The organism is Enterobacter sp. R4-368 (assembly GCF_000410515.1).
In the GTDB taxonomy this organism is placed as follows: Bacteria; Pseudomonadota; Gammaproteobacteria; order Enterobacterales; family Enterobacteriaceae; genus Kosakonia.
On sequence record NC_021500.1, the window covers coordinates 3181444 to 3206383 of the forward strand.

21 protein-coding genes and 4 tRNA genes are annotated in these 24940 nt (G+C 53.7%); 19 read left to right on the top strand and 6 right to left on the bottom strand.

Annotation, left to right across the window (positions count from 1 at the left end; translation table 11 throughout):
• Positions 1-4: 4 nt before the first annotated feature.
• The gene (gene rhlB, locus H650_RS15000; RefSeq protein ID WP_020455997.1) at positions 5-1273 is read right to left on the bottom strand and encodes an ATP-dependent RNA helicase RhlB; all 1269 of its coding nucleotides are present in this window, start codon (positions 1271-1273) and stop codon (positions 5-7) included.
• A gap of 144 nt (positions 1274-1417) precedes the next feature.
• Here rhlB and trxA point away from each other — a divergent pair, with 144 nt between their 5' ends.
• From trxA to H650_RS15085, 17 genes are all read left to right on the top strand, one after another.
• A complete protein-coding gene (gene trxA / locus H650_RS15005) occupies positions 1418-1747 on the top strand; it encodes a thioredoxin TrxA (protein ID WP_017459713.1) in 330 nt (109 codons plus the stop codon).
• Between the two features lie 344 nt (positions 1748-2091).
• The gene (gene rho, locus H650_RS15010; protein WP_004386383.1) at positions 2092-3351 is read left to right on the top strand and encodes a transcription termination factor Rho; all 1260 of its coding nucleotides are present in this window, start codon (positions 2092-2094) and stop codon (positions 3349-3351) included.
• A gap of 244 nt (positions 3352-3595) precedes the next feature.
• A complete protein-coding gene (wecA, locus tag H650_RS15015; protein ID WP_020455998.1) occupies positions 3596-4699 on the top strand; it encodes a UDP-N-acetylglucosamine--undecaprenyl-phosphate N-acetylglucosaminephosphotransferase in 1104 nt (367 codons plus the stop codon).
• 13 nt (positions 4700-4712) lie between these two features.
• Positions 4713-5759 carry an ECA polysaccharide chain length modulation protein gene (wzzE, locus tag H650_RS15020; RefSeq protein WP_020455999.1) on the top strand — a complete coding sequence of 349 codons (1047 nt, stop codon included), beginning with the start codon at positions 4713-4715 and terminating at the stop codon, positions 5757-5759.
• A gap of 55 nt (positions 5760-5814) precedes the next feature.
• Positions 5815-6945 carry a non-hydrolyzing UDP-N-acetylglucosamine 2-epimerase gene (gene wecB / locus H650_RS15025; protein ID WP_071925249.1) on the top strand — a complete coding sequence of 377 codons (1131 nt, stop codon included), beginning with the start codon at positions 5815-5817 and terminating at the stop codon, positions 6943-6945.
• A complete protein-coding gene (gene wecC, locus H650_RS15030) occupies positions 6942-8204 on the top strand; it encodes a UDP-N-acetyl-D-mannosamine dehydrogenase (RefSeq protein WP_020456001.1) in 1263 nt (420 codons plus the stop codon). Before wecB ends, wecC begins: the two co-directional genes overlap by 4 nt.
• Positions 8205-8228: 24 nt before the next feature.
• Positions 8229-8906 carry a dTDP-4-amino-4,6-dideoxy-D-galactose acyltransferase gene (rffC, locus tag H650_RS15035; RefSeq protein ID WP_020456002.1) on the top strand — a complete coding sequence of 226 codons (678 nt, stop codon included), beginning with the start codon at positions 8229-8231 and terminating at the stop codon, positions 8904-8906.
• Positions 8907-8910: 4 nt separating this feature from the next.
• Positions 8911-10041, top strand: coding sequence for a dTDP-4-amino-4,6-dideoxygalactose transaminase (gene rffA / locus H650_RS15040; RefSeq protein WP_044489541.1), 1131 nt, complete (start codon positions 8911-8913; stop codon positions 10039-10041).
• Position 10042: 1 nt separating this feature from the next.
• Positions 10043-11293, top strand: a complete 1251-nt coding sequence (wzxE, locus tag H650_RS15045) for a lipid III flippase WzxE (RefSeq protein ID WP_020456004.1) — start codon at positions 10043-10045, stop codon at positions 11291-11293.
• Positions 11290-12369 (top strand): TDP-N-acetylfucosamine:lipid II N-acetylfucosaminyltransferase, encoded by a 1080-nt coding sequence (locus H650_RS15050; protein WP_020456005.1) that lies wholly within the window; start codon positions 11290-11292, stop codon positions 12367-12369. The genes wzxE and H650_RS15050 overlap by 4 nt, the downstream gene beginning before the upstream one ends.
• Positions 12366-13718: an ECA oligosaccharide polymerase gene (gene wzyE / locus H650_RS15055; RefSeq protein ID WP_020456006.1), complete on the top strand. Its 1353-nt coding sequence runs from the start codon at positions 12366-12368 to the stop codon at positions 13716-13718. The genes H650_RS15050 and wzyE overlap by 4 nt, the downstream gene beginning before the upstream one ends.
• A 12-nt stretch (positions 13719-13730) precedes the next feature.
• Positions 13731-14471, top strand: a complete 741-nt coding sequence (gene wecG, locus H650_RS15060) for a lipopolysaccharide N-acetylmannosaminouronosyltransferase (protein ID WP_020456007.1) — start codon at positions 13731-13733, stop codon at positions 14469-14471.
• A 258-nt stretch (positions 14472-14729) separates the two neighbouring features.
• The gene (gene thrP / locus H650_RS15065; protein WP_020456008.1) at positions 14730-16115 is read left to right on the top strand and encodes a bifunctional threonine/serine APC transporter ThrP; all 1386 of its coding nucleotides are present in this window, start codon (positions 14730-14732) and stop codon (positions 16113-16115) included.
• A 103-nt stretch (positions 16116-16218) separates the two neighbouring features.
• Positions 16219-16295, top strand: a tRNA-Arg gene (locus tag H650_RS15070).
• A 69-nt stretch (positions 16296-16364) separates the two neighbouring features.
• Positions 16365-16440, top strand: a tRNA-His gene (locus H650_RS15075).
• Positions 16441-16468: 28 nt separating this feature from the next.
• Positions 16469-16554, top strand: a tRNA-Leu gene (locus tag H650_RS15080).
• A gap of 38 nt (positions 16555-16592) precedes the next feature.
• A tRNA-Pro gene (locus tag H650_RS15085) sits at positions 16593-16669 on the top strand.
• A gap of 613 nt (positions 16670-17282) precedes the next feature.
• On the opposite strand, the gene hemY is transcribed toward H650_RS15085, so the two are convergent.
• The 4 genes from hemY to hemC are packed head-to-tail and all read right to left on the bottom strand — an operon-like array spanning position 17283 to position 21360.
• A complete protein-coding gene (gene hemY, locus H650_RS15090) occupies positions 17283-18479 on the bottom strand; it encodes a protoheme IX biogenesis protein HemY (protein ID WP_020456009.1) in 1197 nt (398 codons plus the stop codon).
• Positions 18480-18481: 2 nt separating this feature from the next.
• Complete coding sequence (gene hemX, locus H650_RS15095) at positions 18482-19660, bottom strand: uroporphyrinogen-III C-methyltransferase (RefSeq protein WP_020456010.1); 1179 nt, start codon at positions 19658-19660, stop codon at positions 18482-18484.
• A 21-nt stretch (positions 19661-19681) separates the two neighbouring features.
• The gene (hemD, locus tag H650_RS15100; protein ID WP_020456011.1) at positions 19682-20422 is read right to left on the bottom strand and encodes a uroporphyrinogen-III synthase; all 741 of its coding nucleotides are present in this window, start codon (positions 20420-20422) and stop codon (positions 19682-19684) included.
• Entirely contained in the window at positions 20419-21360 is a 942-nt protein-coding gene (gene hemC, locus H650_RS15105; protein WP_020456012.1) for a hydroxymethylbilane synthase, read from the bottom strand. The genes hemD and hemC overlap by 4 nt, the downstream gene beginning before the upstream one ends.
• Positions 21361-21672: 312 nt before the next feature.
• Between hemC and cyaA the strand changes: the two genes are divergently transcribed.
• Positions 21673-24216, top strand: a complete 2544-nt coding sequence (gene cyaA, locus H650_RS15110; protein WP_020456013.1) for a class I adenylate cyclase — start codon at positions 21673-21675, stop codon at positions 24214-24216.
• Between the two features lie 34 nt (positions 24217-24250).
• Here the strand turns inward: cyaA and cyaY are convergent, their stop codons facing one another.
• A complete protein-coding gene (cyaY, locus tag H650_RS15115) occupies positions 24251-24571 on the bottom strand; it encodes an iron donor protein CyaY (RefSeq protein ID WP_017459730.1) in 321 nt (106 codons plus the stop codon).
• Between the two features lie 137 nt (positions 24572-24708).
• Here cyaY and lptM point away from each other — a divergent pair, with 137 nt between their 5' ends.
• Positions 24709-24912 (top strand): LPS translocon maturation chaperone LptM, encoded by a 204-nt coding sequence (lptM, locus tag H650_RS15120; RefSeq protein ID WP_020456014.1) that lies wholly within the window; start codon positions 24709-24711, stop codon positions 24910-24912.
• Positions 24913-24940: the final 28 nt, after the last annotated feature.

The window sequence follows — 24940 nt, forward strand, 5'->3', positions numbered from 1 at the left end:
ATTTTTAACCTGAACGACGACGATTACGTGGAGCGCCACCGCTGCGGCGCGGGCCGTTGCCAGAGCGTGAGCGCGTCAGGCGTTTTGGCGGCGGCAGCTCGGTGAGCAGGGCATCCGGATCGTATTTGCTGACCGGAATCGAGTGCCCGATATAGGTCTCAATCGCCGGCAGGTTCAATGCGTACTCTTCACAGGCGAGGCTGATTGAGTGACCGCTGGCGCCAGCGCGACCGGTACGACCGATACGGTGAACGTAATCTTCACAATCATCCGGCAGGTCATAGTTAAAAACGTGCGTGACCGCAGGAATATGCAGACCACGTGCGGCAACGTCAGTCGCCACCAGAATGTCGAGATCGCCACGCGTGAATTCGTCGAGAATACGCAGGCGTTTTTTCTGCGCCACATCACCGGTGAGCAAACCAACACGATGACCATCTGCGGCCAGGCTGCCCCAGATATCTTCACAGCGGTGTTTGGTATTAGCGAAGATAATGGCGCGATCCGGCCACTCTTCTTCGATCAACGTTTGCAGCAGACGCATTTTCTCGTCGTTGGACGGGTAGAAAAGCTCTTCTTTAATGCGGTGGCCCGTTTTTTGTTCCGGCTCTACTTCGACGTATTCAGCGTTATTCATCTGCTCAAATGCCAGCTCGCGCACCCGGTAGGACAGCGTGGCGGAGAAGAGCATGTTCAAACGTGAAGTCACGGGTGGCATGCGGCGGAACAACCAGCGAATATCTTTGATAAAGCCCAGATCGTACATACGATCTGCTTCGTCCAGCACCACGACCTGGATCGCGCCCAGGTTAATATGGTTCTGTTTGGTGTAATCGATCATTCGGCCCGTGGTGCCGATTAAAATATCGACGCCGCTTTCCAGCACTTTCAGCTGTTTGTCGTAGCCGTCACCGCCGTAAGCCAGACCCAGCTTCAGGCCAGTCGCCTGCGCCAGCGGTTCTGCATCGGCGTGAATTTGTACCGCCAGTTCACGTGTCGGCGCCATAATAATTGCGCGCGGCTGGTTCACTTTACGGTCTTCGATTGCCGGGTGAGAGAGAAGATAATGAAACGTTGACGTTAAAAACGCCATCGTTTTGCCGGTACCGGTTTGCGCCTGACCTGCAACATCACGGCCCGCCAGCGTCAGCGGAAGAGCCAGGGCCTGAATAGGCGTGCAATTATGAAACCCTTTTTTTTCAAGGGCTTCGATCACTTTTGGGTGCAGGGCGAAGTCGGAAAACTTCTGTTCTGTTAAATGTGTTTTGCTCATAGTGTGGTAGAATATCAGCTTACTATTGCTTTACGAAAGCGTATCCGGTGAAATAAAGTCAACCTTTAGTTGGTTATTGTGGCATCAACACGTTGCTGTTTTAAGCTACACCAACATGCCAGGCTTATTCCTGTGGAGTTATATATGAGCGATAAAATTATTCACCTGACTGACGATAGTTTTGACACGGATGTACTCAAAGCGGACGGGCTTGTGCTCGTTGATTTCTGGGCAGAGTGGTGTGGACCGTGTAAAATGATCGCCCCGATTCTGGATGAAGTCGCTGATGAGTACGAAGGCAAGCTGACCATTGCGAAGCTGAACATTGACCAGAATCCAGGCACTGCGCCGAAATACGGCATCCGTGGTATCCCGACCCTGCTGCTGTTTAAAAACGGCGAAGTGGCAGCAACCAAAGTTGGTGCCTTGTCTAAAGGCCAACTGAAAGAGTTCCTGGACGCCAACCTGGCGTAACCCCAGACTCTGCCGGCGTGCCAGCAGTCCTAATTTTTTTGGATCGCTGGACGCCCGGCTTCAGCCGTGCTAATTTAGTTTTGACTTCGTTTTGAACATACCTTTAGTTGTTTGAATCTAGCATTACCCCGATACTTCCCGCAGAGCAACACCATCGCGAGTGAAGTCGACAGATTCCGGGCTTATCACTTATTCCGTCTTATCGTTTCAGTTCTGCGTACTTTCCTATGACCAGGCACCGATCAGACATAAGTTGATGGCCGTTAACAGGCATGGATGACCCTGCCATACCATTCACAACATTAAGTTCGAGATCTACCCCGAGTTTAAGAACCCACACCATTATGAATCTTACCGAATTAAAGAATACGCCGGTTTCTGAGCTGATCACTCTCGGCGAAAATATGGGGCTGGAAAACCTGGCCCGTATGCGCAAACAGGACATCATTTTCGCCATCCTGAAGCAGCACGCGAAGAGTGGCGAAGATATCTTTGGCGATGGCGTGCTGGAGATTCTGCAGGATGGATTTGGTTTCCTCCGCTCCGCAGACAGCTCCTACCTCGCCGGCCCTGACGACATCTACGTATCCCCCAGCCAAATCCGCCGTTTCAACCTCCGCACTGGTGACACCATTTCAGGTAAGATTCGCCCGCCTAAAGAAGGTGAACGTTACTTTGCATTGCTGAAAGTTAACGAGGTGAACTTCGATAAGCCGGAAAACGCGCGCAATAAGATTCTGTTCGAAAACTTAACGCCGCTGCACGCGAACTCTCGTCTGCGTATGGAACGTGGTAATGGCTCGACGGAAGACTTAACCGCACGCGTACTGGATCTGGCGTCGCCGATCGGTCGTGGTCAGCGTGGTCTGATTGTTGCACCGCCAAAAGCCGGTAAAACCATGCTGCTGCAGAACATCGCGCAGAGCATTGCTTACAACCATCCAGACTGTGTGCTGATGGTGCTGTTGATTGACGAACGCCCGGAAGAAGTGACCGAAATGCAACGTCTGGTTAAAGGTGAAGTGGTTGCTTCCACCTTTGACGAACCGGCTTCCCGCCACGTGCAGGTTGCAGAAATGGTTATCGAGAAGGCCAAGCGCCTGGTCGAGCACAAGAAAGACGTTATCATTCTGCTGGACTCCATCACTCGCCTGGCACGTGCTTACAACACCGTTGTTCCGGCTTCCGGCAAGGTGTTGACCGGTGGTGTCGACGCGAACGCCCTGCATCGCCCGAAACGCTTCTTCGGTGCCGCGCGTAACGTGGAAGAGGGCGGCAGCCTGACCATTATTGCGACCGCGCTGATTGATACCGGTTCGAAAATGGACGAAGTGATTTACGAAGAGTTTAAAGGCACCGGTAACATGGAACTGCACCTCTCGCGTAAAATTGCTGAAAAACGTGTCTTCCCGGCGATTGATTACAACCGTTCCGGTACGCGTAAAGAAGAGCTGCTCACTACTCAGGAAGAGCTGCAGAAAATGTGGATCCTGCGCAAAATCATTCACCCGATGGGTGAGATCGACGCGATGGAGTTCCTCATTAACAAGCTGGCAATGACGAAGACGAATGATGAGTTCTTCGACATGATGAAGCGCTCTTAATATAAATAAACCTCGGAAACGCCACGTTTTTACGTGGCGTTTTTTATTTGCGAGCTATACGCTATATGCACCGGGACAGGCTCTGTCCAACGCTGGCCGCTCAAGAGTGATAGATAAATCTGTTGAATATCTCGTTCGGTTGAAAAACAGACAATAAAGCTTGTAAACGACCTGCTTTCTCATTTTATGGGGCATGGCAACGTCGTTATACTGCCAGGATTAACATTCGCTGAGAGCATCCACTGTGAATTTACTCACTGCGTTTACTGAATTATTCAGTATTTTCTTGTTCACAACCGTCTTTTTGTTTGTTGCTCGTAAAATGGCAAGACATGTCGGACTGGTGGACAAACCCAACTATCGTAAACGGCATCAGGGATTGATCCCTCTTGTTGGGGGAATCTCAGTATTCGCAGGGGTCTGCTTTACGTTTGGTATCACGGATTATTACATCCCCCATGCAGCCCTCTACCTCTGTTGTGCCGGTGTTTTGGTTTTTATAGGCGCGCTGGACGATCGATTCGATATTAGTGTAAAAATTCGTGCTGCTGTCCAGGCGACTATTGCTGTAGTGATGATGGCAGTCGGTAAGCTTTATCTCAGCAGCCTCGGCTATATTTTTGGTTCATGGGAGATGGTGCTGGGGCCTTTTGGCTACTTACTTACTCTGTTTGCTGTCTGGGCAGCAATTAACGCGTTCAATATGGTTGACGGCATTGATGGTCTGTTAGGCGGGCTTTCCTGCGTCTCTTTTGCTGCTATCGGCGCGATTTTATTGTTAGATGGGCAGTTTAGCCTCGCAATGTGGTGCTTTGCCATGATTGCGGCTATTTTGCCTTATATCCTGTTGAATCTGGGCGTGTTGGGGCGACGTTACAAAGTCTTTATGGGAGATGCGGGCAGTACGTTGATTGGTTTTACGATCATCTGGATTTTACTGCAAACGACGCAAGGCCCTATCCACTCAATTAGCCCGGTAACCGCGTTATGGATCATTGCCATTCCGCTGATGGATATGGTAGCGATAATGTTCCGTCGACTACGTAAAGGAATGAGCCCATTTTCACCAGATCGCCAGCATATTCATCATCTGATCATGCGCGCAGGGTTTACTTCCCGTCAGGCCTTCGTGCTGATAACTCTCGCGGCTTCCCTTTTGGCCAGTATTGGTGTCGTCACGGAGTATCTTCGTTTTATTCCTGAATGGGTGATGTTGGCATTATTTTTGCTATGCTTCTTTTTGTATGGCTACTGTATTAAGCGCGCATGGAAAGTGGCGCGCTTTATCAAGCGAGTTAAACGCAGAATACGCCGTAATAGCGTTTCTAAATCAACACTAACCAAGTAAATCCGGGAAAGCGATGATTCAACCAGCGTCAGGAACACCTTCAACGGGTACGGAAAACGAACTGGATATCCGGGGTTTATTCCGTACTTTGTGGGCAGGAAAATTATGGATCGCGGGAATAGCACTGCTGTTTGCTTTGCTCGCCTTAGTCTGGACTTTCTTTGCGACCCAGGAATGGGGAGCCACCGCAGTTACCGACCGCCCCACCGTCAATATGCTGGGAGGTTATTACTCCCAACAACAGTTCCTGCGTAACCTGGACGACAAAGCTAACCAGACACCAACCGATCAGGTATCGGTAATGGATGAGGCGTACAAAGAGTTTATTATGCAACTCGCCTCGTGGGATACGCGCCGCGATTTCTGGTCGCAAACGGATTACTACAAACAGCGCCTGGTGGGTAACAGCAAAGCGGATGCGGCGACGCTCGACGAACTCATCAATAACATCCAGTACACGCCAGGAGATGTTGTCCGCAACCTTAACGACAACGTTAAGTTAATTGCTGAAACCGCGCCGGATGCCAACAACTTGCTGCGTCAGTATGTCGCGTTTGCCAGCCAGCGTGCCGCCAGCCATCTTAATGATGAGCTGAAAGGTGCCTGGGCCGCGCGTACCATTCAGATGAAAGCGCAGGTGAAACGTCAGGAAGAAGTGGCAAAGGCTATTTATAACCGCCGTCTGCATAATGTCCAGCAAGCGCTAAAAATCGCCGAACAGCACAATATCTCTCGTAACGAAACAGAGGTTCCACCGGACGAATTGCCGGATTCAGAACTGTTTATGCTGGGTCGCCCAATGCTGCAAGCGCGGCTGGAAAATCTGCAAGCGGTAGGGCCGCAGTTCGATCTGGACTATGATCAAAACCGGGCAATGCTGAATACGCTTAACGTCGGTCCGACACTTGATCCCCGTTTTCAGACATATCGTTATTTGCGTACGCCGGAAGAACCGGTAAAACGCGACAGCCCGCGTCGTGCTTTCCTGATGATCATGTGGGGAATTGTCGGTGCGCTAATCGGGTCGGGTATTGCATTAACGCGCCGCCGTTCGAACTAAACGCCGTCCGAGATGAAGGCATGATGCCTTCATCCTCTAATCGAAGAGAATCGTTGTGAAAGTACTTACCGTATTTGGCACGAGGCCAGAAGCCATCAAAATGGCTCCGCTGGTACATGCGCTGGCAAAGGATCCAGACTTTGAAGCAAGAGTTTGCGTCACTGCGCAGCATCGGGAGATGCTTGATCAGGTGTTAACGCTCTTCTCGATTGTTCCGGATTACGATCTAAACATTATGCGGCCAGGGCAAGGGCTTACGGAGATTACCTGCGGCATTCTTGAAGGATTAAAGCCAATCCTTGAGTCCTTCCGCCCCGATGTGGTGCTGGTGCATGGCGACACGACAACGACGATTGCGGCGAGCCTTGCCGCATTTTATCAGCGTATTCCTGTCGGGCATGTTGAAGCGGGCCTGCGTACTGGCGATCTCTCTTCGCCATGGCCAGAAGAGGCAAACCGTACATTGACCGGCCACCTGGCGATGTATCATTTTGCGCCGACGGAAAACTCCCGCCGCAATTTACGCCGTGAGAATGTTGCGGATAACCGCATTTTTGTTACCGGCAACACCGTTATTGATGCGCTTTTCTGGGTGCGCGACAGCGTGATGAACAACCCTTCGCGCTACGAGGCGCTGGCGGCGCGTTATCCGTTCCTTAATAGAGATAAGAAACTCATTCTTGTCACCGGACATCGCCGCGAGAGTTTTGGTCGTGGTTTTGAACAAATTTGCCATGCGCTGGCGGATATTGCCGCGCAACATGATGATGTGCAAATTGTCTATCCGGTCCATCTGAACCCCAATGTCAGCGAGCCAGTAAACCGAATTCTTGGTCACGTCGATAACGTTACCCTGATAGAACCCCAGGATTACCTGCCGTTTTTGTGGTTGATGAATCATGCCTGGCTGATCCTGACGGACTCGGGTGGCATACAGGAAGAAGCGCCTTCGCTCGGCAAGCCGGTGCTGGTGATGCGAGATACCACCGAACGCCCGGAAGCCGTCGATGCGGGCACGGTTAAACTGGTTGGCACGGATCGCCAGCGCATTGTGGAAGAGGTCTCGCGCCTGCTTCATGACAACGATGCCTGGCAGGCGATGAGCCGCGCGCACAACCCTTATGGTGACGGGCTGGCCTGTGGCCGCATTTTGCACGCACTTAAAAATAATCAGGTAACACTATGAGCTTTAAAACCATTTCCGTTATTGGCCTGGGCTATATTGGTCTGCCTACCGCAGCAGCGTTTGCGTCACGGCAGAAGCAGGTTGTTGGTGTCGATATCAACGCCCATGCGGTGGAAACCATTAACCGTGGCGAAATCCATATCGTCGAGCCGGAACTGGGAAATGTAGTGAAATCGGCGGTAAACGGCGGTTATCTTCGCGCGAGCACCACACCTGTCGTCGCGGATGCTTACTTGATCGCCGTGCCAACGCCGTTTAAAGGCGAGCACGAGCCGGATATGGCCTATGTTGAGGCGGCGGCTAAATCCATCGCGCCAGTGCTCGGCAAAGGCGCGTTAGTGATCCTTGAGTCGACCTCACCGGTAGGAGCAACAGAACAGATGGCGCAGTGGCTTGCCGAAGCGCGCCCGGATCTCACTTTCCCGCAGCAGGCGGGTGAAAACGCCGACATTAATATCGCCTACTGCCCGGAGCGCGTGCTGCCGGGGCAAGTGATGGTTGAGCTGATTAAAAATGACCGCGTGATTGGCGGGATGACGCCGGTTTGTTCGGCGCGTGCCAGCGAGCTGTACAAAATTTTCCTTGAAGGCGAATGCGTGGTGACCAACTCGCGCACCGCTGAAATGTGCAAACTTACCGAAAACAGTTTCCGCGATGTCAACATTGCGTTTGCCAACGAACTGTCGCTGATTTGCGCCGATCAGGGGATCAACGTTTGGGAGTTGATTCGCCTGGCGAACCGCCATCCGCGCGTCAATATTCTCCAGCCGGGTCCGGGCGTTGGCGGACACTGTATCGCCGTTGATCCGTGGTTTATTGTCGCGCAAAATCCGCAGCAGTCGCGGCTTATCCGCACTGCGCGTGAAGTTAACGACTATAAGCCGCACTGGGTGTTGAATCAGGTTAAGGCGATGGTTGCTGATTGTCTGACGACCAGCGGCAAGCGCGCCAGTGAAATCAAAATCGCCTGTTTCGGGCTGGCCTTTAAGCCCAATATTGATGATTTGCGTGAAAGCCCGGCAATGGAAATTGCCCTCGATATCGCACAGTGGCACAGCGGTGAAACGCTGGTGGTGGAACCGAATATTCATCAACTGCCGGCTAAATTCGCCGGACACGCCACGCTGGTAAATACCCATGATGCGCTGGCGCAGGCTGATGTGCTGGTGATGCTGGTTGATCATAACGAGTTTAAAGCGGTGGAGAGCACCAGCATTGGCCAGCAGTTCGTTGTTGATACCAAAGGTGTCTGGCGCTAAGCGAGCGTGCATAAAGGAAACAGCATGAATATTCACGGTACGGTAGAAGAGCTGACCTGGGAAAGTCGCTTTTTTAGCTTGCGTAGCGCGATTTTTCGCCTGCAACCCTCTGCTCCTGCGCTGACCCGCGCGGATTTGGCTAATTGGGAGCGTGTGCAGGTGAAACTGCCGGCATCGCAGCCCGGGATGCTGGATGCGTTGCAGCAGCTCGGTTTTCAACTGGTTGAAGGCGAGATCGACCTCTCGCTGGTGGTAGAGGAACAGGGCGTCGATCCGGCGGCTGAAGTGGCAACACTTGCGGATATCCCTGTGCTACGCCAGATGGCAGCCGAAATCTTTGTGCAGAGCCGGTTCCGCGCGCCCTGGTATCCAGCAGAGGCGAGCGGGCGTTTTTATGCGCAATGGATTGAAAACGCGGTAAAAGGCGAGTTTGACCATCAATGCCTGGTCTTCCGTAATGTGCATGGCGCTATCGCGGGCTTTGTCTCGCTGCGCCAGCTCAACGAACAGGAAGCCCGTATTGGTCTGCTGGCCGGGCGCGGTATGGGCGAAAAATTAATGCAGGCGGCGTGCCACTGGGCGCGCCAGCGCGAGCTAAAACGTGTGCGGGTAGCGACTCAGCTTGGGAACACTGCCGCACTTAAACGCTATATTCAGAGCGGGGCGAATATTGAAAGCACCGCCTTGTGGCTATACAGGTGACTCTATGATCCCCTTTAACGCTCCACCAGTGGTGGGAACGGAACTCGACTACATGCAGTCGGCGATGGGTAGCGGTAAGTTGTGCGGCGATGGCGGTTTTACCCGCCGCTGTCAGCAGTGGATGGAGCAGCGTTTTCACAGCGCGAAAGTCTTGCTGACGCCTTCCTGCACTGCCTCGCTGGAGATGGCCGCGCTGCTGCTGGATATCCAGCCTGGCGATGAAGTGATCATGCCGAGCTACACTTTCGTTTCGACCGCCAATGCGTTTGTACTACGCGGTGCGAAAATCGTCTTTGTTGATATCCGCCCGGATACCATGAACATTGATGAAACGCTGATCGAAGCCGCCATCACCGAAAATACTCGTGCCATTGTGCCGGTGCATTATGCGGGTGTCGCCTGCGAAATGGATACCATTATGGCGATTGCCAAACACCATAATTTGTACGTGGTGGAAGATGCCGCACAGGGCGTGATGTCGACCTATAAAGGGCGGGCGCTGGGTACCATCGGCCATATTGGTTGCTTTAGTTTCCATGAAACCAAAAACTACACCGCCGGCGGCGAAGGCGGTGCGACGCTGATTAACGATCGCGCGCTGGTAGAGCGGGCAGAGGTTATTCGTGAGAAAGGCACTAACCGCAGCCAGTTTTTCCGTGGGCAGGTGGATAAATACACCTGGCGGGATATCGGTTCCAGCTATCTGATGGCGGATCTCCAGGCGGCCTATTTATGGGCGCAACTGGAAGCGGCAGAACGCATCAACCAGCAGCGCCTGGCGCTGTGGCAAACCTATTACGACGCGTTAAAACCGCTGGCGCGCGCGGGTCGCATTGAGCTGCCCTCGATCCCTGCGGAGTGCAGCCATAATGCGCATATGTTTTATATCAAGCTGCGCGATGAAGCCGACCGCAGTGCGCTGATTGCCTTCCTGAAAGAAGCGGAAATCCTCGCGGTGTTCCACTATATCCCGCTGCATGCTTCACCAGCCGGTGAAAAATTCGGCGAATTCCACGGCGAAGATCGTTACACCACACAAGAAAGTGAGCGTTTGCTTCGTCTGCCGCTGTTCTACAACCTGGCACCGGTTAATCAGCGCACCGTTATCAACACGCTTCTGAGCTACTTCAACTGACATGTCGCTGGCAAAAGCATCGATATGGACGGCCGCCAGCACGCTGGTCAAGATTGGCGCGGGCTTGCTGGTGGTCAAATTGCTTGCGGTGGCGTTTGGCCCGTCAGGTGTCGGGCAGGCGGGGAATTTCCGCCAGCTTATCACCGTGCTGGGTGTACTGGCAGGCGCCGGGATTTTTAACGGCGTAACGAAATTTGTCGCGCAATACCATGACGATCCTGCCCGTTTGCGCGTTGCTGTGGGCACGTCGTCCGCGATGGTGCTGGGCTTTTCGACGCTGCTGGCGCTGATTTTCCTGCTGGCGGCAGCACCCATCAGCCTGGGGTTATTCGGGCATAAAGATTATCAGGGGCTGGTGCGTCTGGTGGCGCTGGTGCAGATGGGCATTGCATGGGCCAACCTGCTGCTGGCGGTGATGAAAGGGTTTCGCGACGCAGCAAGTAACGCACTCTCTCTGATTATCGGTAGCGTGATCGGCGTACTGGCGTGGTTTCTCTGCTTCAAACTGGGCGGCTATCAGGGCGCATTGCTGGGAATGGCGCTGGTTCCGGCGCTGGTGGTTATCCCGGCAATGTTCATGCTGATGCGGCGTGGCAGTGTTCCGCTGGCGTACTTTGCGCCGAAATGGGACAACGGATTAGCGGGACAGTTAAGCAAATTTACGCTAATGGCGCTGATCACCTCGGCGACCATGCCGCTCGCTTACGTGATGATGCGAAACCAACTGGCGGCACATTACAGCTGGGATGACGTGGGGATCTGGCAAGGGGTCAGCAGTATCTCCGATGCTTATCTGCAATTTATCACCGCCTCGTTCAGCGTTTATCTGTTGCCAACATTGTCCAGATTGACCACAAAAGCAGAGATCTCGCGTGAAATCGTGAAATCGCTGCGTTTTGTATTACCGGCAGTAGCGGCAGTAAGCCTTTGCGTCTGGTTGCTACGCGATGTGGCGATTTGGCTGCTGTTTTCCGACAAATTCACGGCGATGCGCGATCTGTTCGCCTGGCAGCTGGTCGGGGATGTATTGAAAGTGGGCGCTTACGTATTTGGTTATTTGGTTATCGCCAAAGCGTCGCTGCGCTTTTATATTCTGGCGGAAGTGAGCCAGTTCGCGCTGTTAACACTCTTTTCGCGCGTGCTTATCCCGGCGCATGGCGCTATCGGCGCGGCGCAGGCCTATATGGCGACCTACATTTGTTATTTTGCCGCTTGTTGCGGCGCTTTTTTGATTTGGCGTAAGAAGGCATGACTGCATTGATTCACGTACTGGGATCGGATATCCCACACCATAACCAGACTGTTCTGCGGTTTTTTAACGAAAACCTTGCGGCTTCGGGCGCGTATGCCCGTGAATTTATGGTTGTTGGCTGCGACGAAGAGCAACGCGCGGCGTATCCGGAATTAACGCTGCACTTCTATGCCGATAAAAACGCACTGGCAAAGGCCGTTGTCGCGCGCGCAAAAGCCGATCGCCAGCAACGCTTTTTCTTTCACGGTCAGTTCAACTTCGGCCTGTGGCTGGCGTTATTGCGCGGTGCTATCAAGCGCGAACAGTTCTACTGGCATGCCTGGGGCGCCGATCTGTATGAAGTGTCGCGTAGCCTCAAATTCCGTCTTTTTTATCCGCTGCGCCGTTTAGCACAACGCCGGGTGGGCTGCATTTTTGCTACCCGTGGCGATCTGGCCTGGTTCGGGCAACGTAACCCTGGCGTGCGCGGCGAGCTGCTCTATTTCCCAACGCGTATGGATCCGGCGCTGAATACCATGGCGCACGAACTGCAACGGGAAGGCAAACTGACGATTCTGGTGGGTAACTCCGGCGACCCGAGCAACGAGCACATTGCTGCATTGCGAGCGATTCACCGCCAGTTTGGCGACACGGTGAATATCATTGTACCGATGGGGTATCCGGCGAATAACGACAGCTATATCACCGCGGTCCGCAACGCCGGTCTGGCGCTATTTAGCGCAGATAACTTGCGTATTCTGAGCGAAAAAATGGACTTTGACGCCTATCTGGCACTGCTGGCGCAATGCGATTTAGGTTACTTTATTTTCGCCCGTCAGCAGGGGATTGGCACGCTCTGCTTACTAATTCAGGCTGGCGTTCCCTACGTGCTGAACCGGGAGAATCCGTTCTGGCGCGATATGGTGGCAGAAGATATTCCGGTGTTGTTTACCAGCGATGCGCTAAGCGAAGCGGTGATCCGCGAAGCACGGCGGCAGCTGGTGGCAGTGGATAAGCATGCCATTACGTTCTTTAGCCCGAATTACATTACGCTTTGGCATAAAACGCTGCGTATGGCTGCGGGGATCGTCGGATGAGCCCACTTGAGTTTTGCGGACTGTTTATCATCTGGCTGCTGGCGACGCTGTTTATCGCCACGCTGACCTGGTTTGAATTCCGCCGTGTGCGGTTTAATTTTAACGTTTTCTTTTCGCTGCTGTTTCTGCTGACCTTTTTCTTTGGTTTTCCGCTGACCTGCGTGCTGGTGTTCCGTTTTAACGTCGCCGTGGCACCGCCGGGAATTATGATGCAGTCATTGCTGGCGGCTGCATGTTTCTATGGCATCTATTACGTGACGTACAAAACGCGGTTGCGGGCGAAAGCCGAACAGGTGACACGTCGCCCTCTGTTCACTATTAACCGGGTGGAAGCGCATCTGACATGGGTGGTGCTGATGATCATCGCGCTGGTGAGCGTGGGGATCTTCTTTATGCACAACGGCTTCCTGTTATTCCGCTTGCACTCCTATAGTCAGATCTTCTCCAGCGAAGTGTCCGGCGTCGCGTTAAAACGTTTCTTCTACTTCTTTATTCCGGCGATGCTGGTGGTCTACTTCCTGCGTCAGAGTGTGCAGGCGTGGCTGTTCTTTCTGGTCAGCACCGTAGCGTTTGGCCTGCTGACCTACATGATTGTTGGCGGTACGCGCGCCAATATCATTATCGCGTTCGCGATTTTCCTGTTTATCGGCATTATTCGCGGCTGGATTTCGCTCTGGATGCTGGCGGCTGCGGGCGTGCTGGGGATTGTCGGTATGTTCTGGCTGGCGCTGAAACGCTATGGCTTAAATGTCAGCGGCGACGAAGCGTTTTACACCTTTTTATACCTGACGCGCGACACCTTCTCGCCGTGGGAAAACTTGTCGCTGCTATTGCAAAACTACGACAAGATTGATTTTCAGGGGCTGGCGCCGATTGTGCGCGACTTCTACGTGTTTATCCCTTCCTGGTTATGGCCTTCGCGGCCTGGCATTGTGCTCAACACGGCGAACTACTTCACCTGGGAAGTGCTGAACAATCACTCCGGGCTGGCAATTTCGCCCACGCTGATTGGTTCGTTAGTGGTGATGGGGGGCGCGTGGTTTATCCCGCTGGGTGCGGTGGTGGTAGGCCTGATCATTAAATGGTTCGACTGGTTATATACTTTAGGAAACCGGGAAACCAACCGTTATAAAGCCGCGATTCTTCATAGCTTCTGCTTTGGCGCTATTTTCAACATGATTGTGCTGGCGCGCGAAGGGCTGGATGCGTTTGCCTCGCGGGTGGTGTTCTTCCTTGCTATTTTCGGCTTCTGCCTGCTGATGGCGAAACTGCTGTACTGGCTGTTTGACAGTGCAGGACTTATACATCGTCGCGATACGCGCGTAGTAAAACCCATCTCCCAGGTGTGAAAAGGATTTAACATGACGGATAAGACGGCAGCGCCGCTGTATGACCTGCGCGGTCTGAAACTGGTTGGCTGGCGTGATATGCAACACGCGCTGGATTTTCTCTGTGCTGACGGGCAAATCAGGCAGGGCACGCTGGTGGCGATCAACGCCGAGAAAATGTTGACGCTGGAAGATGACGCGCAAGTTCGCGCGTTGATTGAGGCGGCGGAATATAAATACGCCGATGGCATCAGCGTCGTGCGATCGCTGCGCAAGAAATTCCCGCAGGCGCAGGTTTCTCGCGTTGCGGGGGCCGATCTCTGGGAACAACTGATGGCACGGGCAGGAAAAACGGGCACACCGGTGTTTCTGGTCGGTGGCAAACCTGAAGTGCTGGCACAAACAGAGCAGAAACTGCGTGCGCAATGGCAGGTGAATATTGTGGGAAGCCAGGACGGCTACTTTAGTCCGGCGCAGCGACAAGCGCTGTTTGAGCGGATCCGCGATAGCGGGGCGAAAATCGTCACCGTCGCAATGGGCTCGCCAAAACAGGAGATTTTTATGCGCGACTGCCGTGCTGTCTGGCCGGATGCGCTGTATATGGGCGTGGGCGGCACTTACGATGTCTTTACCGGCCATGTTAAGCGCGCGCCGAAACTCTGGCAGAAATCAGGGCTGGAGTGGCTGTATCGCTTATTGTCGCAACCGACGCGGCTGAAACGCCAGTTACGCTTGCTGCGTTATCTGCGCTGGCACTACAGCGGAAAACTCTGACTCTCCCCCGGCGGCGTAATGCGCTGCCTTTTTCCTTCCTGTTGCTGTTTTATTGTGCATTACACCTGTTTTTTTTATACATCGTTTGCCATTTTCCTCATTTTAAGAAACCATTCGCTCACTCATTGCAGTGCCGTGGTGTTTTTTGCGCCAACCATTTCCGGGTCGGTGCAGCATGGCCTGTTATGAGCTGAGGAAAAACTCATAACAATAACCCGCAGAGCGGGCAAAGAAAGAAGCAAACACAACAGAGGATTTATGGCCGAAAACAAACCAGAGCTTCAGCGTGGTCTGGAGTCTCGTCACATCGAATTAATTGCCCTCGGGGGCACCATAGGCGTAGGCCTGTTTATGGGGGCTGCCAGTACGCTGAAATGGGCAGGCCCGTCGGTATTGCTGGCGTATATTATCGCCGGGATTTTCGTCTTCTTTATTATGCGCTCGATGGGCGAGATGCTGTTTCTGGAGCCGGTCGCCGGGTCTTTCGCGGTTTATGCGCATCGCTATATGAGCCCGTTTTTTGGCTATCTCACCGCCTGGTCCTATTGGTTTATGTGGATGGCGGTTGGCATCTCGGAAATCACCGCGATTGGCGTGTATGTCCAGTTCTGGTTCCCGGATCTTGCACAGTGGATACCCGCGCTGATTGCGGTGGGGCTGGTCGCCCTGGCCAACCTGGCTGCAGTGCGTTTGTATGGTGAAATTGAATTCTGGTTTGCGATGATCAAAGTCACCACCATTATCGTGATGATTGTCGTGGGCCTGGGCGTGATTTTCTTCGGCTTTGGTAATGGTGGTCACTCTATCGGTTTTGGCAACCTGACCGCACATGGCGGTTTCTTTGCCGGCGGCTGGAAAGGCTTTTTAACCGCGCTCTGTATCGTTGTGGCCTCATATCAGGGTGTCGAGTTGATTGGTATCACCGCAGGTGAAGCGAAAAACCCGCAAGTAACGCTGCGTAGCGCAGTCAGCAAGGTGCTGTGGCGCATTCTGATTTTCTATGTGGGTGCCATTTTTGTCATTGTTACCATCTTCCCGTGGAATGAAATTGGCACCAATGGCAGCCCGTTTGTGCTGACCTTTGCCAAAATCGGTATCACCGCGGCGGCAGGTATCATTAACTTTGTTGTGCTGACGGCGGCGCTGTCCGGTTGTAACAGCGGTATGTATAGCTGTGGTCGTATGCTTTACGCGCTGGCGAAGAACCGTCAGCTGCCGGCGGCGGTGGCGAAAGTGTCCAAAAGCGGCGTTCCGGCGATGGGTGTGACCATTTCCATTATTATTCTGCTGGTCGGCTCCTGCCTGAATTACGTGATTCCGAACCCACAGCGAGTGTTTGTTTACGTGTACAGCGCCAGCGTGTTGCCAGGCATGGTGCCGTGGTTCGTGATTTTGATTAGTCAGTTGCGTTTCCGTAAAGCCCATAAAGAAGCGATTGCCAGCCATCCGTTCCGCTCGATGTTGTTCCCGTGGGCAAACTGGTTAACCATGGCATTTCTGATTTGCGTGCTGGTGGGGATGGGCTTCAACGATGACACGCGTATGTCGCTGTTTGTCGGCATTATCTTCCTCGCTGCGGTAACGGTGGCGTATAAGGTATTTGGCTTCCATCGGCATGCTGTTACGCAACGGGTGGGTGAATAAGAGGCAAAATGCGCAAAGCATAACCAAACGCGCATTTTCTTTAAAAAAAGCACTAGACAGCCGCGCCCGAAGTCCGTACTATCCACCCCCGCAACGGCGCTACGCGCCCGTAGCTCAGCTGGATAGAGCGCTGCCCTCCGGAGGCAGAGGTCTCAGGTTCGAATCCTGTCGGGCGCGCCATTTAAACCCGGCGCTTGAGCTGCGGTGGTTCGTGAAATATCACGATACCGCGTGAACAGATTTACAGTGGTGGCTATAGCTCAGTTGGTAGAGCCCTGGATTGTGATTCCAGTTGTCGTGGGTTCGAGTCCCATTAGCCACCCCATTATTTTGCAGTACAAGTTTCGTGGAATGCGAAGGTGGCGGAATTGGTAGACGCGCTAGCTTCAGGTGTTAGTGTCCTTAGGATGTGGGGGTTCGAGTCCCCCCCCTCGCACCACAACTTAGATTGAACAAAAAATTCAAAAAGCAGTAAAACGGCGAGTAGCGCAGCTTGGTAGCGCAACTGGTTTGGGACCAGTGGGTCGGAGGTTCGAATCCTCTCTCGCCGACCAATTTTGAACCCCGCGTAAGCGGGGTTTTTTGTTTTTGACTTTCCTGCCCCTTCTTCCGCTTCTGCATTGCGCGTCTTTCCATCCCTTTTTTGCCTGTGTTGCTCGTGGGCGACAATCTGCATCTGGCGTGTCGCTTAACGGTGACATGTAATCCTATGATTTTAAATAGCTATAGTAATTAGTCTGCTATTTGTCGCTATGCAGCGACACTTTAGCTTTAAGGAAAGACGGTTAAACCGTTGTGGCGGGGCAAGAAACGCTGAATTTACTGATATTTTAAAAGTTTGCGCGCTGTAACATTAGTTAATGCAGTTATGGCACGGTATGTGCAATAATATACGCGTAGATGCTCATTCCATCTCTTATGTTCGCCTTCAGGCTTCATAAACTCAGGAATGATGCAGAGCCGTTTACGGTGCTTATCGTCCACAGACAGATGTCGCTTCGGCCTCATCAAACACCATGGACATAACGTTGAGTGAAGCACCCATTTAGTTGTCAAAGACCTGTTTTAACGCCTGCCTGAGTATTCCGGCAGGCGTTTTTTTATGGCGTAACACTCCATGTTTCGAGTTGCAGGCGCGTTGGCTTTCCTGCAACTCGAATCAGAGTGTTAGTGAGGCGGGTTATTTTGCAGCGTCAGTAACAAACCGTCACGGCGCATGGTGGCGGCTTCTTCCGGTTGATGCAGGCGATCGAGGCAGTCAGCGAGCCAGGCATAATCAAACGCGTCCGCACGCTGTTTCAGCGCGGCGCGAAACGCAAGACAAGCTTCCTGCCATTCACCGTGCTTCATCAACGATTGCCCCAGCGTACTCCACAGCAGCGGGCGATCGCCCTGCGTTTTGATTTGCTGGCGCAGGACTTTTTCGATCTGTTCCGGGTTATTGGTTTTCAGGCGAGGGATGACCAGTACCAGGCGATCGTCATATTGGCGCTTCAGACCATCAAGCACGATTTCTTGCGCAGTATCGTGATCGTCACACTCAATTAAATGGTCAGCCATGGCTACCTGCAATACCACCTGCTGGCGGGTTTTGCGGCTCTGGTTTTTCCACCAGGTTTTCAGCCCCTCGCTGCCCTGATCGGCACGCGCTTGATCCATCATGCCGATCCACGCCTGCTGCTGCAGAAGATCGCGGTGTTCATCGTCGCCAACGTTGGCTTTTGCCATCGACGGGATGATATCCACCAGCGACGTCCACGCGCCGGTGCGAATGTAAGCCTGCTCCGCCAGACGCAGTACTTCGGGGTGGCGGGGAGTGATTTCCAGTAGCTTATCCACGCCATGACGCGCGGCATGGTTTTCGTTACGCGCCAGTTGCAGGCGCACACGGGTGATTTCTACCGGGATCGGATCGTTTTCCGCCAGCTCTGCGGCGCGTTCCAGATGCTGGTTCGCACGCACTTCATCGCCGCGCTGCTGCGCCGCTTCTGCCGCCAGCAGGTAGTTAACAACCGGTTGCTCAGCGTGATCGGCATTCTTCGACATCAGCTTTTCAACCTGCTGATAATCGCCTTCCGCCAGTTTCAGCAGCGCCTGCTCAGTCTGTTTACGGGCGCGACGCCGCTTACGGCCGACGAACCAGACACGCGTATGCGAGCCGGTACGGAAAATGCGGCGCAGCACCCACTCGAGAGCGAAGATAACCACCAACGCCAGCACCAGAATAATGACCAACCCGGTAACGCTGGTTTCAATGTTGTAGTTATCGGTCTGGATCAGCACGTACCCCTGGTGCCCGGCAAGCATAGGGCCAAGCACGATCCCGGCGATCAACAGTGCAAAGAGCAATAACACTTTTAACATGGTTACTCTCCTTGCGCTGTAGGGGCTGCAGGCGCGGCAGGTGCGGGTGGCTGTTCAGCAGGAGCGGCTGGCGCTGGCTGAGCCATCAGATTACGTACGCGCGTCTGCATCAGTTTTTCCAGAATCGGCTGGCTTTGCAGTGATTCCGGCAAATCCATGGCGATGGTTTGCTGGCTCAGCTTGTCCACTTCCTCAAGAAACGCTTTGGTCGCGGCATCATCGGTATCGTAGTAGGCCCGCACCCAGGTGGAGACATTATCCAGCGCTTGCTTGTAAGTCTCTTCCTGGTGGCGCGGAACGGCCTGCGCGGCAACCAGCAGGCGCGAACGGATGTTCTCACGCAGATAGATATCCTGATTCGGCGCGAGCAGCGGTACGGCTGTTTCATCACGACGGCGAATGGTAATAAAGCTGTCCATAAAATTCTGCCAGCTTTTTTGCAGGTTTACCCGCCATTCGCTGATGGAGCCAGACAGTTCACTGCTGTCAGCGTCCATCGGGGAGTCATCATCGTTATTGTCCGCCAGACGCAGGTTATCAATCTGGTTGGAAAGCTGATTTAACTTCAGAATGGCACCGTCGTAATCCACCTGGGTGATAGCGGAAAGGCTGGCGATATCGTCTGTGATTGCGCGGCGGGCAGTGATAAGGCTCGGATCGTTCATATCCGCGAGGCTGGCATCGGCGCTTTTCAGCAGTGCCGCCGCGGTGGTGACATCCTGATCGCTCCACAGTTTGCGACCGGCCAGTTTCACCAGAAAATCAGCCTGAGCCAACTGCCAGGTTTTGGCGTCGGAACCGGAAATGGTCGCCACTTTCTGCTGCACTTCATTCAGCTCTTTTGCCAGCACGTCATTCTGGTGTTTGGCCGCTGCAAGCTCACTGGATTGCTGCTTGATTACGCCTTCCAGCTCCGCACGCTGCTTATCCTGCGATTGCTGTAGTGCAATCACCTGGTCGGCGAGTTCGCCATTGTTGTTGTTCAGGGTTGCGGTCTGCTGTTTCACCCAGCCATAAAGCCCTGCGCCAGATGCCAGTGCAATCGCGATGGCGATCGCGCTGAGTGCAAGGCTGGTCCTGTTAGCGCGTGCATTTTTCTCTGCTTTCTCCGGCGGCGGCGTTGCGCCGTCAGCCGCTTTGGTCTCTTCAACCTCAGCGGAGGAGTGTTGTTGTTCCGTCATTATGGCTTCCCATTATGAGAGTTATTGTAATGCGCGAAGCAGCGCATCGTTGTCGGCATTGTCAGCGACCTGAATATCCTGCCAGCCCAGATCCCGGGCGAGGTGCGCCAGACGTTCACTTACCACCACCAGGCGGCAGCGAAGTAACCAGTTCTCCCGATACCAGGGAGGAATAAGTGAATACAGTTGTTGCATCATTTCGCCGCTGGTGACCACAAGCGTGGTCACGCCGCGTGTGTGCCAGCGCATCGCTTCTTCCGCGCCGTCATAACATTTCGCGCTGCGTTGATAGCACTCGCAAAACTCAACGTCGGCGCCGCGCGCCGCCAGCGTTTCCGCCAGCACTTCGCGCCCGCCGTTACCTCGTAAGATTAGCGCATGCTTGCCCTGAACACTTTGTAATTCAGGTAATTGTAGCAACACTTCGCTGATTTCCCGATCGAGGGGATAGCGCACGTCAATCCCGCTAACGGTGTGCAGTGCCAGTGCGGTGGTGCGACCAATCGCGAAATACTGCGGTTCGCACGGAAAGCGCAGACCTTGTTGTTGCAGGTGCGCGTGAGCGAAGGAAACGGCATGTTGCGACAGCGCGAACACCATGTCGTCTGCGGTTAACGCGGCAAGCCGGGCGGGGAGCGAACTCAACTCGCGACCCGGCGTGAATTCGATCAGCGGAAAGCTCCAGGCCACCAGCCCCAGTGTGCGCAGTCGGCTCACTAATTCTTCCCCAGCGGGGGACGGGCGGGTGACCAGAATGCTCATGCGGGGGCGTCTCCGTTATAAATTTCGGCCAGAATGGCGCGTGCGCCATTATCGAGTAACTCTTCCGCCAGTGAGATACCAAGCTGCTCGGCATCCTCCAGACGGCCGCGACGTTCGCCGCGTACCATGATGGAACCATCTGGCGCGCCAACCAGACCGCGCAGCCAGATCCCGCCATCAATCAATTCAGCATAGCTGCCAATTGGCACCTGGCAGCCGCCTTCAAGACGCGTATTCATGGCGCGTTCGGCTTTCACGCGAACGGCGGTGTCGTCGTGGTTGAGCGGCGCGAGCAGGGCGCGCGTACGCGTATCGTCCAGGCGACACTCAACACCTACCGCGCCCTGGCCGACAGCTGGTAGTGAGGTTTCCGGCGGCAGCGCAGCGCGAACGCGGGAACCTAGTCCAAGGCGATTAAGACCGGCAACCGCGAGAATAATCGCGTCATAGTCACCGTTGTCGAGCTTGCTAAGACGCGTGCCGACATTTCCGCGCAGGGAGCGGATCACCAGGTCCGGGCGATGCTCCGCTAACTGACACTGGCGGCGTAAGCTGGAGGTGCCGACAATGCTGCCAGCGGGTAATTCATCCAGCGAGTTATAGCGATTTGATACAAAAGCGTCGCGTGGATCGTCGCGCTCACAGATGGTCACCAGGCCAAGCCCTTGCGGGAAATCGACCGGTACATCTTTCATTGAATGCACGGCGATATCGGCACGGTTTTCAAGCAGTGCCAGTTCGAGTTCTTTGACAAACAGGCCTTTACCGCCCACTTTTGCCAGCGGTGTATCGAGGATCACGTCTCCGCGAGTGACCATCGGCACCAGTTCAACTGTTAGCCCAGGGTGGTTCGCCTCAAGGCGTTCCTTAACGTAATGTGCCTGCCAGAGCGCAAGAGGGCTTTGCCGTGTGGCAATTCTTAAAACATTGTCTAACATGCTTGTTACCGTCGTTATCGTCCGTTGACCATCCTAACATTGTTGCATTAGGGTGTCAGTGCTCGCGGTAGATTGCATGGGTGCGAGAAGGCGACACCTCTGCAATGCAGGCGCAACCGGGCTGTAATTCGGACTTTACAGAGAGCGTTTGCTGCTACACTGGTTTGTAGCGCATCTTTCTTTACGGTCAATCAGCAAGGTGTTAAATTGATCACGTTTTAGACCATTTTTTCGTCACTCCCCCTATAAAGATAAAGGGCGAAAAAAGGTGACGGTTATTTTGGATTTTCTGTAAACATCAGGCGATATGTCTTGTACCTCTATATTGAGACTCTGAAACAGAGACTGGATGCCATCAATCAATTGCGTGTGGATCGCGCGCTTGCTGCCATGGGGCCTGCTTTCCAGCAGGTTTACAGTCTGCTGCCTACATTGTTGCATTACCACCATCCGCTGATGCCGGGTTACCTTGAAGGTAACGTTCCCCAGGGCATTTGCTTTTACACGCCTGATGAAAACCAACTTCACTACCTGAACGAACTTGAGATGCACCGTGGTATGCCGCCGCAGGCGTCGCCAAAAGGCGAACTGCCGATCACTGGCGTCTATTCTATGGGCAGTACCTCATCGGTTGGGCAAAGCTGTTCCTCGGACCTGGATATCTGGGTCTGCCATCAATCCTGGCTCGATAATGAAGAGCGCCAGCTGCTGCAACGTAAGTGCAGCCTGCTGGAGAGCTGGGCGGCCTCGCTCGGCGTGGAAGTGAGCTTCTTCCTGATTGATGAAAACCGTTTCCGCCACAATGAAAGCGGCAGTCTCGGTGGTGAGGACTGCGGTTCAACGCAGCATATCCTGTTGCTTGACGAATTTTACCGCACCGCCGTACGCCTGGCCGGTAAACGTATTCTGTGGAATATGGTGCCGGGAGACGAAGAAGAGCATTACGACGACTACGTTATGACGCTCTATGCGCAGGGCGTTTTAACGCCGAACGAATGGCTGGATCTGGGGGGGCTGAGCTCGCTTTCGGCGGAAGAGTACTTCGGTGCCAGCTTGTGGCAGCTCTATAAAAGTATTGATTCACCGTACAAAGCAGTGTTGAAAACGCTGCTGCTGGAAGCTTATTCCTGGGAATACCCCAACACGCGTCTGTTGGCGAAAGATATCAAACAGCGTTTGCATGATGGCGAGATTGTCTCGTTTGGTCTCGATCACTACTGCATGATGCTGGAGCGCGTGACGGAATACCTGATCGCGATTGAAGACACCGCACGTCTCGATCTTGCTCGCCGATGTTTCTATTTAAAAGTCTGCGAGAAACTGAGCCGCGAGCGCGCCTGCGTTGGCTGGCGTCGCGAAGTGATTTCGCAGCTGGTAAAAGAGTGGGGCTGGGATGACACGCGTGTAGCGATGCTGGATAACCGCGCAAACTGGAAAATCGATCAGGTACGCGAAGCGCACAACGAACTGCTCGACGCGATGATGCAGAGTTACCGCAACCTGATTCGCTTTGCGCGTCGCAACAATCTGAGCGTTTCCGCCAGCCCGCAGGATATCGGCGTATTAACCCGTAAACTGTACGCGGCATTTGAAGCGCTGCCGGGTAAAGTAACGCTGGTGAACCCGCAAATTTCACCGGATCTCTCCGAACCGAATTTAACCTTTATTCATGTGCCGCCGGGCCGTGCCAACCGTACAGGTTGGTATCTTTACAACCGCGCGCCAAATATGGATTCGATCGTCAGCCATCAGCCGCTGGAATATAACCGCTACCTTAATAAGCTGGTCGCCTGGGCGTGGTTTAACGGTCTGCTGACTTCACGTACGCACCTGTTTATTAAAGGCAACGGCATTGTTGATTTGCCGAAGTTGCAGGAGATGGTGGCGGATGTTTCCCACCACTTCCCGCTGCGGCTGCCTGCCCCGACGCCAAAAGCGCTCTACAGCCCTTGTGAAATCCGTCACCTGGCGATCATTGTTAACCTGGAGTACGACCCAACCGCGGCGTTCCGTAACCAGGTGGTGCATTTTGATTTCCGCAAACTTGATGTGTTCAGCTTCGGCGAACAGCAAAATTGCCTCGTTGGCAGCGTAGATTTGCTCTATCGTAACTCGTGGAATGAAGTGCGAACCCTGCATTTCAACGGCGAGCAGGCGATGATCGAAGCGCTGAAAACCATTCTGGGTAAAATGCATCAGGACGCCGCGCCGCCGGATAGCGTTGAAGTGTTCTGCTACAGCCAGCATTTACGTGGTCTTATTCGCACCCGTGTACAGCAACTGGTGTCAGAATGCGTTGAGCTGCGCCTCTCCAGCACGCGCCAGGAAACCGGGCGTTTCAAAGCGTTGCGTGTTGCCGGGCAAACCTGGGGGCTGTTTTTTGAACGCCTCAATGTCTCGGTGCAGAAACTGGAAAACGCGATTGAGTTTTACGGCGCGATTTCTCACAACAAGCTGCATGGCCTTTCGGTGCAGGTGGAAACCAATCACGTTGAGTTACCTGCGGTGGTAGATGGTTTTGCCAGCGAAGGGATTATTCAATTCTTCTTTGAAGAGACCGGCGAAGAGGGCTTTAACATCTATATTCTGGATGAGAGCAACCGCGCGGAAGTCTATCACCACTGCGAAGGCAGCAAAGAAGAGCTGGTGCGTGATGTCAGCCGTTTCTATTCTTCATCTCACGATCGCTTTACTTACGGTTCGAGCTTTATCAACTTCAACTTGCCGCAGTTCTACCAGATTGTGAATGTTGAAGGTCGCGCGCAGGTGATTCCGTTCCGTAATCAGGCGATTAGCACCGCGACGCCGGCAAATCAGGATAACGATGCGCCGTTGTTGCAGCAGTATTTCTCTTAAGCGATTTGCCCGGCATGTTACCGGGCAATGAATGTCAGCGGAAGCTGACGGTTTCTCCCGCCTGTTGGCTCGCCGCTTGTTCCAGCAGATCCCAGAACGTCTCACCGCTGCGGTCGCACACCCATTCGTCGCCTTTCAGGTCAAAATGGTAGCCGCCCTGTTTGGTTGCCAGCCAGACCTGGTGTAGCGGTTCCTGGCGGTTAATAATGATTTTGCTGCCGTTTTCAAAGCTGATGGTCAGCACGCCGCCGTTGATCTCGCAGTCGATATCACTGTCGCCGTCCCAGTCATCCAGGCGTTCTTCGATGGTCAGCCACAGGCCGTCTGCGAGGCGATGAAATTCACTGTCGTTCATTCTCTTATCCCGTTTTTTATGATGGCAGCAGTATAACGCGAAACATTTCCCGATGCCCTAAACGCGCAAACTCTTGCTTTTGTGTCTTCTCCTGCGATGATAGAAAGCAGAAAGAACGAACTTACAGGCAACTTATAATGAAAGATGTGTTTCGCACGCTGGCCGTACTGCTGACTCTGTTTAGCCTGACGGGCTGTGGTCTGAAAGGCCCACTCTACTTCCCGCCCGCAGATAAAAACGCGCCGCCGCCAACCAAAACGCAAACCAGCACGATTCAGCCGGCCACGCCGGATAAAAACGATCGTGGTGATGACGGCTCGCCGACGCAGGTGAATTACTGACGTTACCGTTCTGTATCCGCGCAAATGG